The organism is Promicromonospora sp. AC04, from assembly GCF_003058225.1.
Taxonomy (GTDB): Bacteria; Actinomycetota; Actinomycetes; order Actinomycetales; family Cellulomonadaceae; genus Promicromonospora.
The window spans coordinates 767,164-785,004 of record NZ_QBUG01000001.1; the positions used below are offsets into that span (position 1 = coordinate 767,164).

The 17,841-nt window shown below is 72.5% G+C and carries 13 protein-coding genes; 5 read left to right on the forward strand and 8 right to left on the reverse strand.

The window, feature by feature from the left end:
* Positions 1 to 12: 12 nt before the first annotated feature.
* Entirely contained in the window at positions 13 to 2,034 is a 2,022-nt protein-coding gene (locus C8K30_RS03275) for a M13 family metallopeptidase (protein ID WP_108491415.1), read from the forward strand.
* Between the two features lie 310 nt (positions 2,035 to 2,344).
* Here the strand turns inward: C8K30_RS03275 and pepN are convergent, their stop codons facing one another.
* Positions 2,345 to 4,903: an aminopeptidase N gene (pepN, locus tag C8K30_RS03280; RefSeq protein WP_108491416.1), complete on the reverse strand. Its 2,559-nt coding sequence runs from the start codon at positions 4,901 to 4,903 to the stop codon at positions 2,345 to 2,347.
* 206 nt (positions 4,904 to 5,109) lie between these two features.
* Between pepN and C8K30_RS03285 the strand changes: the two genes are divergently transcribed.
* Entirely contained in the window at positions 5,110 to 6,102 is a 993-nt protein-coding gene (locus C8K30_RS03285) for a hypothetical protein (protein ID WP_146197312.1), read from the forward strand.
* 116 nt (positions 6,103 to 6,218) lie between these two features.
* On the opposite strand, the gene malQ is transcribed toward C8K30_RS03285, so the two are convergent.
* The 3 genes from malQ to C8K30_RS03300 all read right to left on the reverse strand — a co-directional run bounded on the left by malQ (position 6,219) and on the right by C8K30_RS03300 (position 10,051).
* On the reverse strand, positions 6,219 to 8,459 hold the full coding sequence (malQ, locus tag C8K30_RS03290) for a 4-alpha-glucanotransferase (RefSeq protein ID WP_199230360.1): 2,241 nt from the start codon (positions 8,457 to 8,459) through the stop codon (positions 6,219 to 6,221).
* Between the two features lie 83 nt (positions 8,460 to 8,542).
* Complete coding sequence (locus tag C8K30_RS03295; protein ID WP_233256947.1) at positions 8,543 to 9,625, reverse strand: mechanosensitive ion channel family protein; 1,083 nt, start codon at positions 9,623 to 9,625, stop codon at positions 8,543 to 8,545.
* 192 nt (positions 9,626 to 9,817) lie between these two features.
* A complete protein-coding gene (locus C8K30_RS03300) occupies positions 9,818 to 10,051 on the reverse strand; it encodes a glucose PTS transporter subunit EIIB (protein WP_020018155.1) in 234 nt (77 codons plus the stop codon).
* A gap of 155 nt (positions 10,052 to 10,206) precedes the next feature.
* Here C8K30_RS03300 and C8K30_RS03305 point away from each other — a divergent pair, with 155 nt between their 5' ends.
* Complete coding sequence (locus C8K30_RS03305) at positions 10,207 to 10,590, forward strand: globin (protein WP_108491896.1); 384 nt, start codon at positions 10,207 to 10,209, stop codon at positions 10,588 to 10,590.
* A gap of 40 nt (positions 10,591 to 10,630) precedes the next feature.
* Positions 10,631 to 11,590 (forward strand): acyl-CoA thioesterase II, encoded by a 960-nt coding sequence (locus tag C8K30_RS03310; protein ID WP_108491420.1) that lies wholly within the window; start codon positions 10,631 to 10,633, stop codon positions 11,588 to 11,590.
* 34 nt (positions 11,591 to 11,624) lie between these two features.
* Here C8K30_RS03310 and C8K30_RS03315 read toward each other — a convergent pair whose 3' ends face one another.
* Positions 11,625 to 12,275, reverse strand: a complete 651-nt coding sequence (locus C8K30_RS03315) for a hypothetical protein (RefSeq protein WP_108491421.1) — start codon at positions 12,273 to 12,275, stop codon at positions 11,625 to 11,627.
* Positions 12,276 to 12,412: 137 nt separating this feature from the next.
* Here C8K30_RS03315 and C8K30_RS03320 point away from each other — a divergent pair, with 137 nt between their 5' ends.
* Positions 12,413 to 12,913, forward strand: a complete 501-nt coding sequence (locus C8K30_RS03320) for a thioesterase family protein (RefSeq protein WP_108491422.1) — start codon at positions 12,413 to 12,415, stop codon at positions 12,911 to 12,913.
* Between the two features lie 80 nt (positions 12,914 to 12,993).
* Here the strand turns inward: C8K30_RS03320 and C8K30_RS03325 are convergent, their stop codons facing one another.
* The 3 genes from C8K30_RS03325 to C8K30_RS03335 all read right to left on the reverse strand — a co-directional run bounded on the left by C8K30_RS03325 (position 12,994) and on the right by C8K30_RS03335 (position 17,755).
* Complete coding sequence (locus C8K30_RS03325) at positions 12,994 to 14,787, reverse strand: GTPase family protein (RefSeq protein WP_108491423.1); 1,794 nt, start codon at positions 14,785 to 14,787, stop codon at positions 12,994 to 12,996.
* The gene (locus C8K30_RS03330; protein ID WP_108491424.1) at positions 14,784 to 16,826 is read right to left on the reverse strand and encodes a dynamin family protein; all 2,043 of its coding nucleotides are present in this window, start codon (positions 16,824 to 16,826) and stop codon (positions 14,784 to 14,786) included. The genes C8K30_RS03325 and C8K30_RS03330 overlap by 4 nt, the downstream gene beginning before the upstream one ends.
* A gap of 65 nt (positions 16,827 to 16,891) precedes the next feature.
* Positions 16,892 to 17,755, reverse strand: a complete 864-nt coding sequence (locus C8K30_RS03335) for a hypothetical protein (RefSeq protein WP_108491425.1) — start codon at positions 17,753 to 17,755, stop codon at positions 16,892 to 16,894.
* Positions 17,756 to 17,841 lie beyond the last annotated feature (86 nt).

Consider the following 17,841-nt stretch of genomic DNA (forward strand, 5'->3'; position numbering starts at 1 on the left):
TACGCTGGCGCAATGACCACCGACGCCACGGGACTCACGTCGGGGATCGACCTCGACGCGCTCGACCCCGCAACCCGCCCACAGGACGACCTGTACCGCCACGTCAACGGGCGGTGGATAGATACCCACGAGATCCCCGCCGACCGCGCCATGGACGGTGCGTTCCGAGACCTCTACGACCAGGCGGAGGTGCACGTCCGCGAGATCATCCAGGACGCACCCACCGGGTCCAGGATCGGCGACCTGTACGCCAGCTTCATGGACACCGAGCGCATCACCGAGCTCGGCACGACGCCGCTGGACGAGGACTTCGCGCTGATCCGGGACGCCGCGGACCTGGCGGCCCTGACCCGCGCGCTGGGCACGCTGCAGCGCACGGGCGGCACTGCGGGCGTCCGCTTCTGGGTGGACAACGACGCGACCGACCCGGAGAAGTACATCGTCTACCTGCGGCAGTCCGGGCTCGGCCTGCCCGACGAGGCGTACTACCGCGAGGAGCAGTACGCCCCGCTGCGCAAGAAGTACGTGCCGCACGTGGCGACGATGCTGCGCTTCGCGCAGGTCCAGGAGACGTGGGGGATTACGCCCGACGACGCCGCCGCCCGCGTCTACGACCTCGAGAAGCGGCTCGCCGCCCACCACTGGGACGTCGTACGCGACAGGGACGCCACGCTCACCTACAACCCGATGACGCTCGCCGACCTCGTCGAGTCCGCACCCGGCTTCGACTGGGTCTCCTGGGCCGAGGCGCTCGGCGTGCCGGACGGCGCGTTCGACGACATCGTGGTGCGCGAGCCCGACTTCGCTACCGGCTTCGCCGCCCTGTGGCACGAGCTGTCGCTGCTCGACTGGCAGCTCTGGATGACGTACCACGTGGTCAGCGCCCGGGCGCCGTACCTCACCGACAAGATCGTCGAGGCCAACTTCGACTTCTACGGCCGCGCCCTCACCGGCGCGCAGGAGGTGCGCGAGCGCTGGAAGCGCGGCGTGGCCCTCGTAGAGGGCGCGCTCGGCGAGGGCGTGGGCGCGGAGTACGTCGCGCGGCACTTCCCGCCGGCGAACAAGGCCAAGATGGACCGCCTCGTGGACGCCCTCGTGGTGGCCTACCGCGAGTCGATCCAGGGTCTCGACTGGATGACCGACGAGACCAAGGCGAAGGCCCTGACCAAGCTCGAGAAGTTCACCCCCAAGGTGGGCTACCCGGTGCGGTGGCGCGACTACGCCGGGCTCGAGGTGGACGCGTCCGACCTGGTGGGCAACGTCCGGCGGTCCAACGCCTTCGACCAGGACTACGAGCTCGCGAAGATCGGCAAGCCCCTCGACCGCGACGAGTGGTTCATGACGCCGCAGACCGTCAACGCGTACTACAACCCGGGCATGAACGAGATCGTGTTCCCCGCGGCGATCCTGCAGCCCCCGTTCTTCGACCCCGAGGCCGACGACGCCGTGAACTTCGGCGGGATCGGCGGCGTCATCGGGCACGAGATCGGCCACGGGTTCGACGACCAGGGTTCCAAGTACGACGGCGACGGCCGCCTCGAGGACTGGTGGACCGACGCCGACCGCACCGAGTTCGAGAAGCGCACCGGCGCGCTGGTGGCGCAGTACGACCAGTTCCGCCCGGTGCAGCTCGCGGCGGCCGCCGTCGGCGAGGATGCGGCCGAGGGCGAGGGCGCGGAGGAGGAGGCGCACGTCAACGGCGGCCTGACGATCGGCGAGAACATCGGCGACCTCGGTGGGCTGTCGATCGCGATCAAGGCGTACCGGATCGCGCTCGGCAAGCCCCTGGAGGAGGCGCCCGTCGTGGACGGGCTCACCGCCCTGGAGCGGATCTTCCTCGGCTGGGCGCAGGTGTGGCAGTCCAAGGGCCGCGACGAGGAGGTGCTCCGCCGTCTCGCGACGGACCCGCACTCCCCCAACGAGTTCCGCTGCAACGGCGTGGTGCGCAACGTGGACGAGTTCTACGCGACGTACGACGTCCAGCCGGGCGACGCCCTGTACCTCCCGGAAGAGGAGCGCGTCCGCATCTGGTGACCCGGGCTCGCCCGGTCGCGCGTCGGCCGGGCGTGCACCAACCCTCGCGGGGTGACCACACGAAATCGGGGTGTGTTGCTCTGCGTAGACGCTGTCTACGCAGAGCAACACACCCCGATTTCGTGATACTTGCCCGCCATCGGTAGAGCTTGTCGAGACCCCACCCCGCCGGTCGAGCCTGTCGAGACCCGGTCAGGTCTCGACAAGCTCGACCAACGAGCAGGACAGCTCGACCAACGAGCAGGACAGCTCGACCACCAAGCAGGACAGCTAGACCACCGAGCAGGACAGCCCGCCCGGCGGAACCGCGTCAGGCGTCCGCGGCCTGGGCCTTCAGGGCTCGCTCCGTGCCCGCCAGGGCCTCGACGACGAGCCGGCGCAGGGCCGGGGCCGCCTCGGCGTTCGCGTCCAGCCAGACGACCGTCGCGTCCCGCAACTCCGGCGAGGCCAGCGGGGCCGGGTAGAAGCCCTCGATGATCTCCTCGGCGATGTGGTAGCTGCGCTCGTCCCACACCTTGAGCACGGCGTCCAGGTAGGGCTGCACGACGTCGGCCAGCGGGGCCGGGTCGTTCACGTGCAGGAACCCGAGGCCGGTGTTCCGGATGATCGCGTTCGGCACGTCGGCGGCGTCCACCACCGAGGACAGTGCGGCCAGCTTGCCCTCGATCGTGGGCTTGGCGGCCCTGGCGCGGGCGGCGGACTGGCGGCCCGTCGCGGTGTCGTCGGCGGCCAGCGTGGTGTCGATCTCCGCGTCGCCCGCCGCGCCGTTGAGCACCAGGCCCTCCAGCAGCTCCCAGCGCAGGTCGGTGTCGATCTCCAGCCCGTCGAGCGCGACCGAGCCGTCCAGCAGCCCGGACAGCGTGGCCACGTGCGCGGGCGTGGAGGCCACGTGCGCGAAGAACTTCACGAGTTGGAACTGCGTGTCCGAGGCGGCCTCGGCGTCGCCCACCAGGGACCAGAGTGTGTCGCCCACCTCTGCGAGCGTCTCTGCACGGGCCGACGGCGCCACGAACTGCTTGGCAGCCAGCACCATCTGGTTGAGCGTGGTGCGCAGCGTGGTCGACTCGGTCTCGCCGGCGATGCCGCCCAGCACGAGCTTCACGTACTCCGACGCCGGCACCTCGCCGTCGCGCACCGCGTCCCAGACCGAGCCCCACACCAGGGAGCGGGCCAGCGGGTCCGCGATGTCGGCCAGGTGCTCCAGCGCCACCGCGAGCGAGGACGGGTCGAGCCGGATCTTCGCGTACGCGAGGTCCGCGTCGTTGAGCAGCACGAGGGCCGGGCGGTCGAGCTCGACGAGCTCCTTCACGTCCGTCCGGGGGCCGTCGACGTCGACCTCGACGAAGTGGGTGCGCGCGAGCTCCCCGGCGTCGGACAGGCTGTAGAAGCCGATGCCGAGGCGGTGCGGGCGGATCGTGGGCCACTCGGCGGGCGCCGTCTGCTCCACGACGAACGACATGATGCGGCCGTGGCTGTCCGTCTCGATGACGGGACGCAGCGTGTTCACGCCTGCGGTCTCCAGCCAGAGCTTGGACCAGGCCTTGAGGTCGCGGCCGCTGGTGGCCTCGAGCTCGGTGAGCAGGTCCGGCAGCTCGGTGTTGCCCCACGCGTGCTTGCCGAAGTAGGCGGAGACGCCCGCGACGAAGGCGTCCCGGCCCACCCAGGCCACGAGCTGCTTGAGCACCGAGGCGCCCTTGGCGTAGGTGATGCCGTCGAAGTTGACCTGGACGTCCTCCAGGTCCTTGATCTCCGCGACGATCGGGTGCGTGGACGGCAGCTGGTCCTGCTTGTAGGCCCAGGACTTCTCCATCGCGGAGAACGTGGTCCAGGCCGCCTCCCACTCCGTGGCCTCGGCCGTGGCGAGCGTCGAGGCGTACTCGGCGAACGACTCGTTGAGCCACAGGTCGTTCCACCACTTCATGGTGACCAGGTCGCCGAACCACATGTGCGCCAGCTCGTGCAGGATCGTCACGACGCGGCGCTCACGCACGGCCTCGGTCACCTTGGAGCGGAACACGTACGACTCCGTGAAGGTCACGCAGCCCGCGTTCTCCATGGCGCCCATGTTGTACTCGGGCACGAAGAGCTGGTCGTACTTGGTGAACGGGTACGGCACGCCGAACGTCGACTCGTAGAACTCGAAGCCCTGGCGGGTCTTCTCGAAGATGTAGTCGGCGTCGAAGTGCGCGGAGAGCGACTTGCGGCAGAACGCGCCGAGCGGGATCTCGCGGCCGTCCGACGACGTCAGCGACGAGCGGACCACCGCGTAGGGGCCGGCCACGAGCGCCGTGATGTACGTGGAGATGCGGCCGGTGGGCTCGAACGTCCAGGTGGCGACGTCGCCATCGCTGGTCGAGCCGGCCGGGACCGGCTCCGGCGTCGGCTCGTTGCTCACGACCTCCCACGCGGCGGGCGCGGTGACCGTGAACTGGAACGTGGCCTTGAGGTCGGGCTGCTCGAACGCCGCGAACACGCGGCGCGCGTCCGGCACCTCGAACTGGGTGTAGAGGTAGACCTCGCCGTCCACCGGGTCCACGAAGCGGTGCAGGCCCTCGCCCGTGTTCGTGTAGCCGCAGTCGGCGACGACGACGAGCTCGTTGTCGGCGGCCAGCCCGTCCAGGGCGATGCGGGAGTCGGCGAACACGACGGCGGGGTCCAGCTCGCGGCCGTTCAGCACCACGGACCGCACCGACGGGGCGACCAGGTCGACGAACGTCGCGGCGCCTTCCGTCGCGGTGAAGCGCACCGTCGTGGCGGACGCGAAAGTCTCCGGACCGGTGGTCAGGTCCAGTGCGATCTCGTACGACTCGACCGATACCACGCCGGCTCGTTCGACCGCCTCGGCGCGAGTCAGGTTCTCTCCGGGCACGGGCCCTCCACGTCTGTCTTCTCGTGGGCACCGACGGTGCCCCGCGCGTCCGAATGGCGCACGTTTTTGGTTGGCTTGCCGTCCGTGGTGTGAACTACCTGCGACGACCCGTCGATCATGCCACGCAGGAGTAACAGCGAGTAACGCCTTTGTGTACGATCGACCGCGGTCGCCCGACCGACCGATTTGAGCCGAGGAGTTGCCCGATGTCCGGCACTGTGCCGCCCCCGCCACCGCCACCGGGTGGTAGCCCTGACGAGGAGCCGGTTGCTCCGAGCCAGGAGCAGCACCCGGCCACCGCGCCCACGCCTGCCCAGCAGGCACCGGTGCAGCGGGTATCCGCGGCAACGCGCAGGCCCCCCGCGATCTCGCCCGCGAACCAGTTCTCGCAGGCCGTTACCCCGGCGCCTGCCGCGCCGGGTGCGCCAGTGGTCCAGTCCGTGCACCGAGGCGGGGACCCGGGGCCGCAGCAGTACTACCCCGAGCAGTACCAGCAGGGCTACGCGCAGCCCCAGCCGGGTTACGCGCAGCCGCAGGCCCAGCAGGGTGGTCAGTACCCCCCGCAGGGCGGCGCCCAGTACCCCCCGCAGGTGTACCAGCCGCAGGGCTACGACCAGTACGGCCAGCCCGTCTACGTGACCCAGGTGAACCAGCCCGAACGCAGGAAGCTCAGCCCCGGCTGGATCGCCTTCATCGCCCTGGACGTGCTGCTCGTGGTCGCCGCGATCGTGTTCGCGATCAACCTGCTCGGGTCCCCGAACGGTGCGACGGGGGGCAACCCGTCGGCGTCCGCGGAGCAGTCGACCGAGCCGGATGCCGAAGAGGGGCTGGAGACCAACGGCGGGGCCGACGTCGAGACGTTCGCGGCGCCGTCGCTCAACATCACGTGCACGATCTCCGCGGACGCCGCCACGTGCGGCATCGCGGAGCTCGACCGGGAGCCTGCCCCCGACGCCAGCTGCGGGGGCGCGTCCGGCTACGTCGCGAAGGTCGACCCGAGCGGCAACGTGACGCAGCCGTGCGTGGCCAAGCAGGACCAGCCCAAGAAGGCCGCCGGTGACACCGCGATCCTCCAGTACAACGAGACGAAGAAGGCCTACGGCTTCACGTGCTCCAGCGCGGACACCGGGATGACGTGTGTCGCCGACGCGACCGGCAGCGGCTTCTCCATCGCCCGTGCGGGCATCGGCGAGGCCTGACCCGCCGCCAGGCCAGAAAGTCCTCGACCACCCAGCGATCGGGCCCGAAGCTCACGTGAGTTTCGGGCCCGGTCGCTGGGTACAACACTTTCGGCGAGGACGGCGGGCTCAGGCGACTACTTCGCCGGCTCCGGGTCCTCCTCGTTCATGACGGTCACCAACGACCGCAGGCGCGCGTTGCTGAACAGGTCCTCCAGGAGCACCACGCTCCCCGCGGAGTCCGCGAGCGGCACCTTCCAGTTCGGGTACTCGGTGTCGGTACCGGGCTGGTTCTGCGCGCGGCGCTCGCCCACTGCATCGGTCAGGTACACCCCGACCAGCGCGGACGGCGTGTCCTTGAGGTAGCGGTGCAGGCCTTCGACCAGCTCGCGCTCGGACGGGGCGAAGGTCGTCAGGCCGCGGCGGGACAGCGCCTCGACGAGCGACTCCCGCTCCGCGCGCGCCCGTCCCCGCAGGATCGTCGCGTCCTCCGTGAGCAGCCCGAGCCGCTCCCGCAGGTCCACGTGCTCCCCCGCGAGGTAGCCGGCCGTGGGCGGCAGGTCGTGGGTCGTCACGGTGGCCAGCGCCGCGCTGCGGTAGGCCTCCGGCTCGACGGGCGCACCGGCGTCGTCCCGCTCGAAGAGCAGCACCGACGTGCCCAGGATGCCGCGCTCCGCGAGGTAGTCGCGGATCCAGGGCTCGAACGTGCCGAGGTCCTCGCCGATCACCGCCACCCCGGCGCGCTGCGCCTCCAGGCACAAGATGCCGATCAGGGCCTCGTGGTCGTAGGTGACGTACGCACCGGCCGACGCCCGCGCGCCGCCCGGGATCCACCACAGGCGGAAGAGCCCGAGCACGTGGTCGACGCGCAGCGCGCCGCAGTGCCGCAGCACGGTGCGCAGCATCTCGCGGTAGGGCGCGTAACCCACCTTCGCGAGCGCGCGCGGGTGCCACGGCGGCTGGGACCAGTTCTGGCCCTGCTGGTTGTACATGTCCGGCGGGGCGCCGACGGACACGCCTTGGGCGAGGACGCCGGAGTCGGCCCAGGCGTCGGCGCCGTCCGGGGAGGAGCCGACGGCGAGGTCCTTGAGCACGCCCACCCGCATGCCGGCGTCGAGCCCTGCGCGGTGCGCGGCGCGCAGCTGCTCGTCGGCCACCCACTGCAGCCAGCAGTAGAACTGGACGCGGTCCGACAGGGCGCTGCGCAGCGTCGTCACGCCCGACGAACCGGGGTCGGCCAGCTCCCTCGGCCAGTCCCGGCCGTCGAGGTGCTCCTTGATGGCGCACCAGGTCGCGAAGTCGACCAGGCCCCGACCCTGCGCGAGCACGAACTCGTCGAACGCCGTCTGCCGGGCGGCCGAGCGCGGCGCCGTGTACACGACCTCGAGGGCCGCCTTCTTGGCCTCCCAGATGGCGTCCCGGTCGATCGGCCCGGAGTCCTCGGACAGCTCCCGGACGGGCTCGGCGGCCCACTCCACGAGCGAGCGGTCGGCGGCCGACAGGTACGCCGTCTCACGGATGTCCTCGACGCGGATGTACAGCGGCGACATGAACCGGCGCGACGTCGGCAGGTACGGGCTCGGCGTCAGCGGCGACACCGGCTCGGTCCCGTGCAGCGGGTTGATCGCGACGAAGTCGGCCCCGCCGTTGTGCGCCGTCTGCCAGGCCAGGTCGCCCAGGTCGGCGAGGTCGCCCATGCCCCAGGAGTCCCGGGACCGCACCGAGTAGAGCTGGACCATGAAGCCCCAGGCCTGCTTGCGGGCGATCTTCTTGCGCAGCTCCAGCCGCTCGGGCGTCACCACGAGCGTGGCCTGCGCCGTCTGCCCGCCCGACTCGGCGTGCAGCGTGTGCCAGCCGAGCGGCAGGCTGTCGGGGAGGGTGAACGTCGCCCGGCCGACCTTGCGGCTGTCCACGGTGCGCGGCTCGGCGTAGACATCGGCCTGGCGCAGCGGCACGCGCGTACGCCGCACGACGGCGAACGAGCCGGTGGCCGTCGGCTGCGGCGCCGACACGCGCCACGGCGTGGCGCTCGTGGGCACGGCGGGCGTCTCGGTCTGCTCGAGCTCGACCCATGCGGTCACGTCGGCGCCGTCGGCGACGTGCACCGGGATCTGCACCTCGGTGCCCTCCCGCGTCACGACGACGGGCGGGAGCATCGCGCGCCACTCGTCGTCGCGGACCCGGTCCAGGCTTGCCGCGACGGCCCCGGGCGTCGACGACTGCACGCCGAGCGCTTCCAGCACCGCGACGAGCGTCGAGGCACTGACCTGCTGCAGGACGCCGTCGTGGTCGGTGTACTCGCACTGCACGCCGTGGGCGGACGCCAGCTCGGCCAGCTCCGGCGGCACGGTGGAGCCGTCCCCGGTGGATCCGGTCATCGGTTCGTCGGTCACAAGGAAAGATCCTGCCATCTACCGGCGCTCACCGGGCGCAACCAGGCCCAGAAATCCGCCCCGCCGCGTCAGATGACGCCCGGCGTGTCCCCCGCGACGTGCTCGTCACGCTCGTCGAACGGCACCGGCGCCGAGCGCGCGACGATCCCCTCGTTCAGCAGGGCGGAGTGGGCCGCTACGCGCAGCGCCCGCGCGACCGGCCACTGCTGGGCGGGGCGCACCTGGGCGTGCAGCGTGAAGGTGAGGCCCGTGCTGTCGACGGCGTCGACGCCGCGCACCGACGGGGTCTCCAGGAGGCTGTCGGCGAGCTCCGGGTCGTTCTTCACCTGGTCGACGGCGCGGCCGAGCGCCGCGCGCACGGCGTCGATGTCCGTCCCCAGCGGGACCTGCACCGAGGCGACCGCGCGGCTCCACTCCTGGGTGCGGTTGCCCGCGCGCAGGATCTCGCCGTTGCGGACGTACCAGAGGGTGCCATCGAACGCCCGCACCTGGGTGAGCCGCAGGCCCATCGCCTCGACGGTGCCGATCACGCCGCCCCCGAGGTCGACGTTGTCGCCGACGCCGAACTGGTCCTCGATGAGCAGGAGGATGCCGGCCAGGAAGTCCTTGACGAGGCTCTGCGCGCCGAAACCGATGGCGACGCCGACCACCCCTGCGCCGGCCAGCAGCGGCGCGACGTCCCAGCCGATCGTCTGCAGGATCGAGAGCAGCATGATCGTGCCGATCACGATGTTGACCGAGGAGGTCAGCACCGAGCCAACGGTCCGCGCGCGCTGGGCGCGCCGCTCGGCGACGCGCGGGTTGGTCGCACCGAGCACGTCGGCGAGGGCCTGCGGCGACATCAGCATGTTCTTGCGCCGGCGCTTCTTCCCGCCCTGCGCGGGTATGGCGCCGGGCATGGCACCCGGTGCGGTGCTGGGAATCGCGCCGGTGGTGGTGCCGACGGGGTCGGGGTCGCTCTGGACCACCGTCCTGGGCTTCTGCTGGCCGGTGGCGATGCGCTCGGTGAGGGCGGCGACGACGCGCCGCAGCACGGCGATCGTGACCATGCCGATCACGAGGATCAGGATGATCTTCAGGGGCCGGTCACCGAACCAGGCCCAGAAATCCTCGGCACTGTCGAACACGGAGGCAGCAAGAGACTCGAACACGGCTGCCAACCTACTCGGGTTCGGGAGCAGGACCGGACATCCTCAGCCGGGTCCGGCGGACTCCTGCGCGACCTTCACAGGCCGTTCGCGTCGGGGGCGCAGGCCGTCGCTCGATCGTGAAACAGGTCACGGGCCCGGGGATACGCCCGGGCCCGCGCAAGTCACCTTCTCACGGTCACATCCTGCTCGTGGTCAGACTCTGAGCGTGTCGAGCTCCGCCGCGAGGTTGTCGGCCTCCGGGCCGACGATCACCTGGACCACCCTGCCGGACCGGACCACGCCGAACGCTCCCGACGACTTCAGTCCGGGCTCGTCCACGAGGGACGGATCGCTCACCTCGACTCGGAGCCGGGTGATGCACGGTTCCAGCTCGACGACGTTCGAGGTTCCCCCGAGTGCCGCAAGGATCTGGTCAGCCTTGGTCATGTCTCAACTCCCACCGTGCGTCGCTGCAGGTTTGGGTTACACCCTATCTGTGCTGGCAAGCCTTTCGCCCGGGCAATTGTCGACTCGCTCACATGCGACTCAGTTTCACGAAACCGTCATAGTCCGTGTCACAGGCGGGTGGCAGGATGACGGACGTGACACAGGATTCCTTCTTCGACGCCGTCGGCGGCCACGACACGTTCGTGCGCCTCGTCGACGCGTTCTACGACGGCGTCGCTGACGACCCGGTGCTGCGCCCCATGTACCCCGAGGAGGACCTGGGGCCGGCGAAGGAGCGTCTGACGATGTTCCTCGAGCAGTACTGGGGCGGACCGGGCACCTACTCCGCGCAGCGCGGGCACCCGCGCCTGCGGATGCGGCACATGCCGTTCAAGGTGAACCCCGACGCCCGCGACCGTTGGCTCGCGCACATGCGGACCGCCGTCGACTCCCTCGGCCTCGCGCCGATCCACGAGTCGCAGCTGTGGGACTACCTGGAGCGCGCGGCGTTCAGCATGATCAACACGTTCGAAGACTGACCAGCAGACAGACCATAGGACCGAAGGAGAACGCCCGCCCGTGGACGCCACCACCCCTGAGACGATCGCCGGCGACGCCCTGTCGGACCGTGGGCCCGATGCGCTCGACCGCCTGCTGCAGGTGCTCGACCTGCGGCACCTCGAGGGCTGGGGACCGCGCGGCGAGGAGGACGTGCTGCGCGGGAACAGCATGCCCGCCCTGGCCAACCGCGCCTACGGCGGCCAGGTGCTCGCGCAGGCCATCCTGGCCGCGGACCGCACGGTGCCCGACGGCCGCCTGATCCACTCCCTGCACGGCTACTTCCTGCGCGAGGGACGGGTCGAGGAACCCATCGACTTCGCGGTGGAACGGCTGCGCGACGGGCGCTCGTTCAGCGCCCGGCGCACCCACGCGATCCAGTTCGGCAAGCCGATCCTGTCGATGATCGCCTCCTTCCAGGAGGACCAGCCGGGTTACGAGCACGCCGAACCGATGCCCGACGGCGTCCCCGCGCCCGACGAGGTCGGCTCCGCGTTCGACGAGCTCGGCGCCCTGCCGGAGGGCGCCGACATCCGCGCCCAGTTCTGGGCGGACTCGCCGTTCGAGCTGCGGCACGTGGGCGGGTCGCTGTACCTGCACCCGGACGCCGCGGTGGCGCACGGCGGCACGCCGCCCGCCACGCAGCTCGTTTGGATGCGCACGCGCCGGCCGCTCGGTATCAAGGACCAGTCGATGCACCGCGCCCTGCTGGCCTACGCCTGCGACCAGCTCATGCTGGAGCCCGCCATGCGCGCCGCGGGAAAGTCCTGGCAGGACGTCGCCGCCACGGTGCCCATGGCCAGCCTCGACCACGGCATGTGGTGGCACCGCGACGTCCAGGTGGACGAGTGGATGCTGTTCGTGCAGTCCTCGCCGACTGCGCAGGGCGGCCGCGCCCTGGGGACCGCCAAGGTCTACACGCAGGACGGCGCCCTCGTGGCCTCGGCGGGCCAGGAGGGCATGATCCGCCTGCCCGCTTAGGCCTGCTCGACCCGCTCAACCCGCTCGGGCCCGTTCAGGCCCCGAGCTCGGCCAGCCGGTCGCGGGCCGCCCGCACCGCCTGGCGGGTGGTCGCGATCTCGTCCGGGGACGCGTTGACCTCCACCCGCTGCTCCAGGGCGCGCACGAACAGGGCCAGCGCCTCGCCGAGGAACGGCCGCGCCTGGCCGGCGTGCACCTCGAGCGCCTGGTCGTACCGGCACTTGCCCCAGTGCTGCAGTGCGAAGAACTCGAGCCGGCGCGCATACTCGATGCTCGCGGCGTGCTCCCCGTGGTAGTGCGCAGCCTCCAGAGCCAGCCCGAACAGCAGGTCCGCCTCCGAGAACCGGTGCCACCACTGCAGCACGTGGGCGAGCCGGAGCAGGGGCGCGACGGCGCCGAGGGGCACCTCGGCGGCGTGTGAGTGAGCAGCCGCCGCGCCGTCCCCCGGCCCGCCGTTCAGGCTGACGGCGAGCCACCCGAGTCGCTCGGCCTCGGCCAGCTCGGCCTCGGGGTCGTCCGCCTCCGGCGCGAGCGCGCGGGTGAGCGGGACTCGCACGGCGAGCGTCCCGGGCGCGTCGCTGTCGGGGCTGTCCGCCAGCTCGGCGAGGTACGCCTGGGCGGCCGGGACGTCGTCGAACACCTCGTGCAGGGTGACCGGGTCGAGGTAGTGCGCGGGCAGATCCACCGTTCCTCCGTGTCCGGGACCAAGGCGGATGAACCTACCAATTCGGACACGCTGAGAACCACTCAGCACGGACTATGCCGCGGCGAGTGATTTCTCCTGTTGCCAAACGCTGAAGCCGGCCGGGGGAAGATAGGCGCATGACACGCCTCCACGTCCCCGTCACGCTGCGCTGGTCCGACCTGGACGCCTACGCCCACGTCAACAACGTGGCGATGTTCCGCCTGCTGGAGGACGCCCGGATCACCGCCTTCTGGCTGCACCCCGAGGCACCGGAGGGCGAGGCCTGGCCGACGGCGGTGGTCCCCACCGGCCCCGACGCCGACTCGCACACCCTCGTGGCCGGCCAGCGCATCGAGTACCTGCGCCCGCTGCTGTTCACCCGGACGCCGGTGCGCGTGGAGATGTGGCTCGGCCGGATCGGCGGCGCTAGCGCGGAGGTCTGCTATGAGGTGCACGACGGCGCCGCCGGCATGGCGAAGACCGGCCCGACGTCGGGCGGCGATCCCTACGCCCGCGCGACCACCACGCTCGTGTTCGTCGACGCCGCCACGGACCGGCCGCGCCGGCTCACCGAGGCGGAACGCCTCGCGTGGAAGGGATTCGAGGAGGACCCGATCACGTTCCGCCACCGCGGCTGACCCAGGTTTGTTGTGGGCGTGATCGTTGCGCTAGAGCGGGCACAGGGGCGCAACGATCACGCCCACAGCAAGGGTGCCGGTCAGCTCGCGGCGACCGTCGCCGCCGTCCGGCAGCTCGCGAGCTGGGCCATCTCCTCCGCCACGGGCTGCCGGACCAGCCGGTCCGCGACCTTGCCAACCGACTGCCGGAGCCGTCGCCGGGCGGCCATCGCCCGTCGCCGGGCGCCGAGGGCGCCGAACACGCGGCAGACCAGGGCGAGCAGGAGGCCGAGCGCGAGCCCGCCCAGCACCATGAGCGTGGGCCACGGGATCCGGAACGGGTCGACGCCGAGGCCCTCGCCGGAGCCGGGCTCCGGTGCCCCCGGGAACACGACGCCGTCGCCGCCCGACCAGGTCGGCAGGGTCAGCACGGGCGTCGGCAGGGGCGGGAGCTGCAGGTACGCGAAGCCGAACAGCACGGCCAGCCACAGCAGGCCCGCGACCACCACGACCACGAGGGACCACTGCACGAAGTTGACCAGCGACCACCACATCGGGCGGCGGGACGCCTCGACGCGGGTGGCGGCCACTGCCTGGTCGAGGGCGTCGGGCAGCTGGTCGATGCCCGCCTGCCCGCGCGAGCGCGCCGCCAGGACCCACGGGTCCGCGACCCCGCGCGTCACCTCCTCGACGTAGCGCCGCACGGCCGAGGCCGCGGTGGACCGCACCGCCGGCCGCGCCGTCGGCAGCGACGTGCGCACCAGGTCCTCCCGGCCCGACGGCGCCCGGTGCTCCCGGTCCGTCGAGCGCAGCCCGAGCCGCCGCAGCGGGTCCTTGCGCAGGCGCCCGACCCAGCGGGTAAGCGGCCAGCCGGTCGCCGCCCGGGCGTCGCGCCGGGCGGAGGCGCGGACCGCGCCCACCACCGTCGGCACGCCCGCGGCATTCTCCAGGGCCGCCACCAGCTCGCCCCGGGCCTGGTTCCCCGTGCGCGACGGCGGCGGCGTGCCGCACTCGTCGACGATCTTCTGCGCCACCGCCCGCTCGTCCGCGGCGAGCCGGGCCGTCGCGGCCTCCCGCTTGATCGCGGCGATGCGGAGCAGGTCGCGGAGCTGGTCCATGCCCTGCCCGGTCTTGGCGGACACGGCGAGCACCCGCGCCCCCTCCAGGCCGTCGTCGGCCACTATCCGCTTGAGGTCCGCGACCATCGCGGACGTCTCGTCGGGCGTGAGGCGGTCAGCCTGGTTGAGCGCCACGACCACCACCTCGGCGCGGCCCGCAAGCGGCCGCAGGAAGCCCTCGTGCAGGGCGGCGTCCGCGTACTTCTGCGGGTCCACGACCCAGACCAGCAGGTCGGCGCGCTGCACCAAGCGCTCGGCGCGCGTGCGGTGCTCGGTCACTATCGAGTCGTGGTCGGGCAGGTCCAGCAGCACCAGTCCGGTGGCGTCCCCCGCCGGCGTCCGACGGCGGAACGGCCCGCGGCTTCCGCTGGTCGCGCCGGTCGAGACCCCGACTTCGGCCGGCTCAACCCGCGCATCGGTCTCGACGGGTTCGGTCGCCGCAGCCACGTGGTGCCGCCGTCCGACCTCCAGCCAGTCCAGGAGCGGGTCAGCGCCCTCGCCCCAGACCGCGGCCATCGCGTGCGACGTCGTGGGACGCCGCACGCCGGGCTGCGCGATCGCAAGACCCGCCACCGCGTTCAGCACCGACGACTTGCCCGACCCGGTGGCGCCCGCCAGCGCCACGACGGTGTGCTCCGCGGACAGGCCACCGCGCTCGCGCGCCCTGGTCACGACGGCGCGCGCCTCGTCCAGCAGCGCGGGCTCGATGCGGCCCTCCGCGGCCTGGATCGCGGTGTCGAGGGCCGTGGTGCGGTCGGCCAGGTCGAGCCGGCTCACCGGTCACCCTCCCCGAACAGCCGCCTCCAGAAGCCCTTCTTGCCCGTGCCTTCGGCCAGGTCGGTGCGCCCGTCCGAGAGGTTCTCGCTGGTTGCCCCGGCACGGACGCCGCGCAGCCCGCGACTCTCCGTGAGGCCCTCGGCAGGCGCCACGGCGTCCACCCGCGAGCCCCGCTCCGCCGAGGCGGCGGAGGCGACGGCGGCGGCCGCGACGCGCAGGCCGGCCCCGCCCGCCTCCGCTGAGCCGAGGGCGTCGAGCTGCGCCGTGTACCGGGCGGCCTGCCCGTCCATCACGGCCTGGATGCGGGCACGCAGCCGGTCGCGGGCCTGCACGGCCAGGCGCCGCACGGCGTCCTCGCCGAACACCGCCTCCAGCAGGCGCTGGGCCAGCACCGCCGATCCGCCGGCTATGCCGACCTCGATGCCGGTGAGACCGCCCGTCGAGGCGAACACGAAGATCATCAGCGCCACGCCAAGGCCGTTCACGCCGAACGACAGTGCGCGGGCCTTGCCCCGCTTCGACTCGCCCTGCTCGCGCACGAGCCCCAGGACGTCGCCCTGCCAGCCGCGGATCTGCCCGCCCACCTCGGCACGCAGCGCCGCCGGCGTCCGCGACAGCTCCAGGCCCTCCAGGAGCGCCGCGCCCGCGGCGTCGCCCCGCCACCCCTCGTACGACCGCTCGGCGGCGTCCTCGGCGGCGTCCAGCACCACCGACTCCAGACCGTGGGCGATGGCCTGCTCGACCTGGGGCGCCTCCTTGGGCCTGCCGCGGAAGAACGCGGCGACCGCGTCCCGGAACCGGCCGATGCCCTCCTCGATCGCGCGGAAGAACTCGCCGGTGCCCACGAAGTCCTGCCAGCGGGCGAGCACCTCGCCGCGCAGCAGCGCGCCGTCCGACGTCGCCGCCGCCACGTGCGCCACCGCGTCCGCGTAGGCGCGGTCCACGACGTGGCGCAGCCGGACGTCGGCGGCCTGCTGCGCGTCCGCGGCGTCGGCCAGCTCGGCCGCCCGCACCACGAGGGAGTCCACCACGCCGTCGCGGGTCGCGGCGATGACCCGCCGGCGGGCGTCCGCGTCACCACCCAGCCCGGTGAGCCAGCGCGACACCTCCGAGACGGCGTCCTCGGGCAGCATCCCGTCGGTCAGGTCGGACTCGGGGATGACGAACAGCGGGCTGTCGGCCAGGCCGTGCTCCACCATCATGTCCCGCAGGTCGTCCGCGGTGGCCTCGGCGCCCGGGTCCACGCGGTCCAGCACCATCGCGACCTGCGCCTTCCGGGCCGCGGCCTGCAGCAGCAGGTCCCACGGCACCGCGTCGGCGTAGCGCGCCGCCGTCGTGACGAACAGCCACAGGTCCGCCGCCCCGAGCAGCTGCGCCGCGAGCTCGCGGTTGGCGGTGTCGACGGAGTCGATGTCCGGCGCGTCCAGCAGCGCCAGGCCCTTCGGCAGCGAGTCGCTCGGCACGAGGCGCAGGGTGCGCGACGGTTCCGACGGCGAGCCGCCGCCCTGCGCCGGGCCGTGCCCGCCGCTCCCGGGCGACATCCCGCCCGACGGCCTGCTGCCCGACGCCGTCACGCGCGCCATCCCCGGCAGCACCCGGTCCGTGGAGAACCAGCGACCGTCCAGCGGGTGGTGCACCAGCACCGGCGCCCTCGTGGTGGGCCGCAGCACGCCCGGCTGCGTCACCCGCTCCCCCAGCACCGAGTTCACGAGGGTCGACTTGCCCGCGCCCGTCGACCCGCCGACCACGACGAGCAGCGGCGCCTTCTGCGCGCGCAGCCGCGGCAGCAGGTAGTCGTCGAGCTGGTCCGTCGCCCGGCGCAGGTCCGTGCGCGCAGTCGCCACGCCCGCCGTCTCCAGCGGCAGCCGCAGCGCACCGAGCTTGGCCCGGAGCACCTCCAGCGCGCCCATCAGGCCGGACTCGTCGTCGGGCTCGGCGACGATCGCGGCGGGCGTCGGGGGCCGTCCGGCGCGCTGCCATGAGCCCGCGTCCACGTTCGGTACGCCGAGCGCCGCGTCGTCGTCCGGCTTGTCGGTCATGGCGCACAGTCTGCCGCAGAAGCGCAGGTCAGGCGCGCCCGTGGGGTGACGGTGAGGTGAAAGGGTCAGCTGCCGAGACGCGTGCGCAACCAGTAGAGGGCGGCGTGCGCCACCTCGCGCTGGACGGCGCGGCCGTGCGGCACGCCGCGCTCCGGCGGCCGCATCGACTCGAGCACCAGGGCCCCCGCGACGACCGTCACTGCGCAGGTGAGCGCCTCGGGGTCGACGTCGGGCAGCGGGTGCCGGTCCAGGACCACCTCGGGCGGCGGTGCGCCGTCGACCCGCAGGTACGGCAGCAGCAGGACGACGTCGAGGAACGACGCGCCGTGGGACGGCATGAACCAGTCGACCGCATGGGCGCTGGTCGCGTCCCAGCCGTGGTCGGTGATCAGGATCGACTCCCGGCTGAGCGCGCCGTGCACCAGGTTCTTGCCGGACATCGCCTCGCCGGCGTAGCTCGCGATGTCGGCGAGGTGGTCGATCTTGTCGGACAGCCACGGCGTGAAGGCGGACAGGCCGACGGGGCGCATCGCGGCGATCGTGGCCCAGGCGCCGACGTCCAGCACGTCGAGCGCGTCGGGCAGGTCCGCGGGCGCCTCGCTCGTACCGATCTGGATGGCGAGCTCGACGGCCGCGGCGAGGTCCCCGTCGTCCCAGGGATCGTGCGGCGGGCGGATGGGCTCGTTGTGATAGCCCAGCACCACCCAGCGGCCGGCCCCGGGGAGCACCTCGTCGACGGACCACTCGAGCGCAAGGCTCGGCACCTCGTCGGGCAGGATCGCCACGAAGGCCGCCTCGGCGGCCATCCGGTCCTGAGTCAGCGGGGCCTCCGGCCCCACCGCTCGAACGATCGCCCGGCCCGACGCCGTCTGCAGCACCTCCAGCTGGCCGGACAGCTCGGTCCCGGTCAGCGGGGCGGAGCCGATCACCCGTCCTCCCATGGTCTCGCTGACCCGGGAACGGACAGAGGGGGGTAGATCGGACCATGCCGGCCGCCGCACAGCGCTCATGGCCG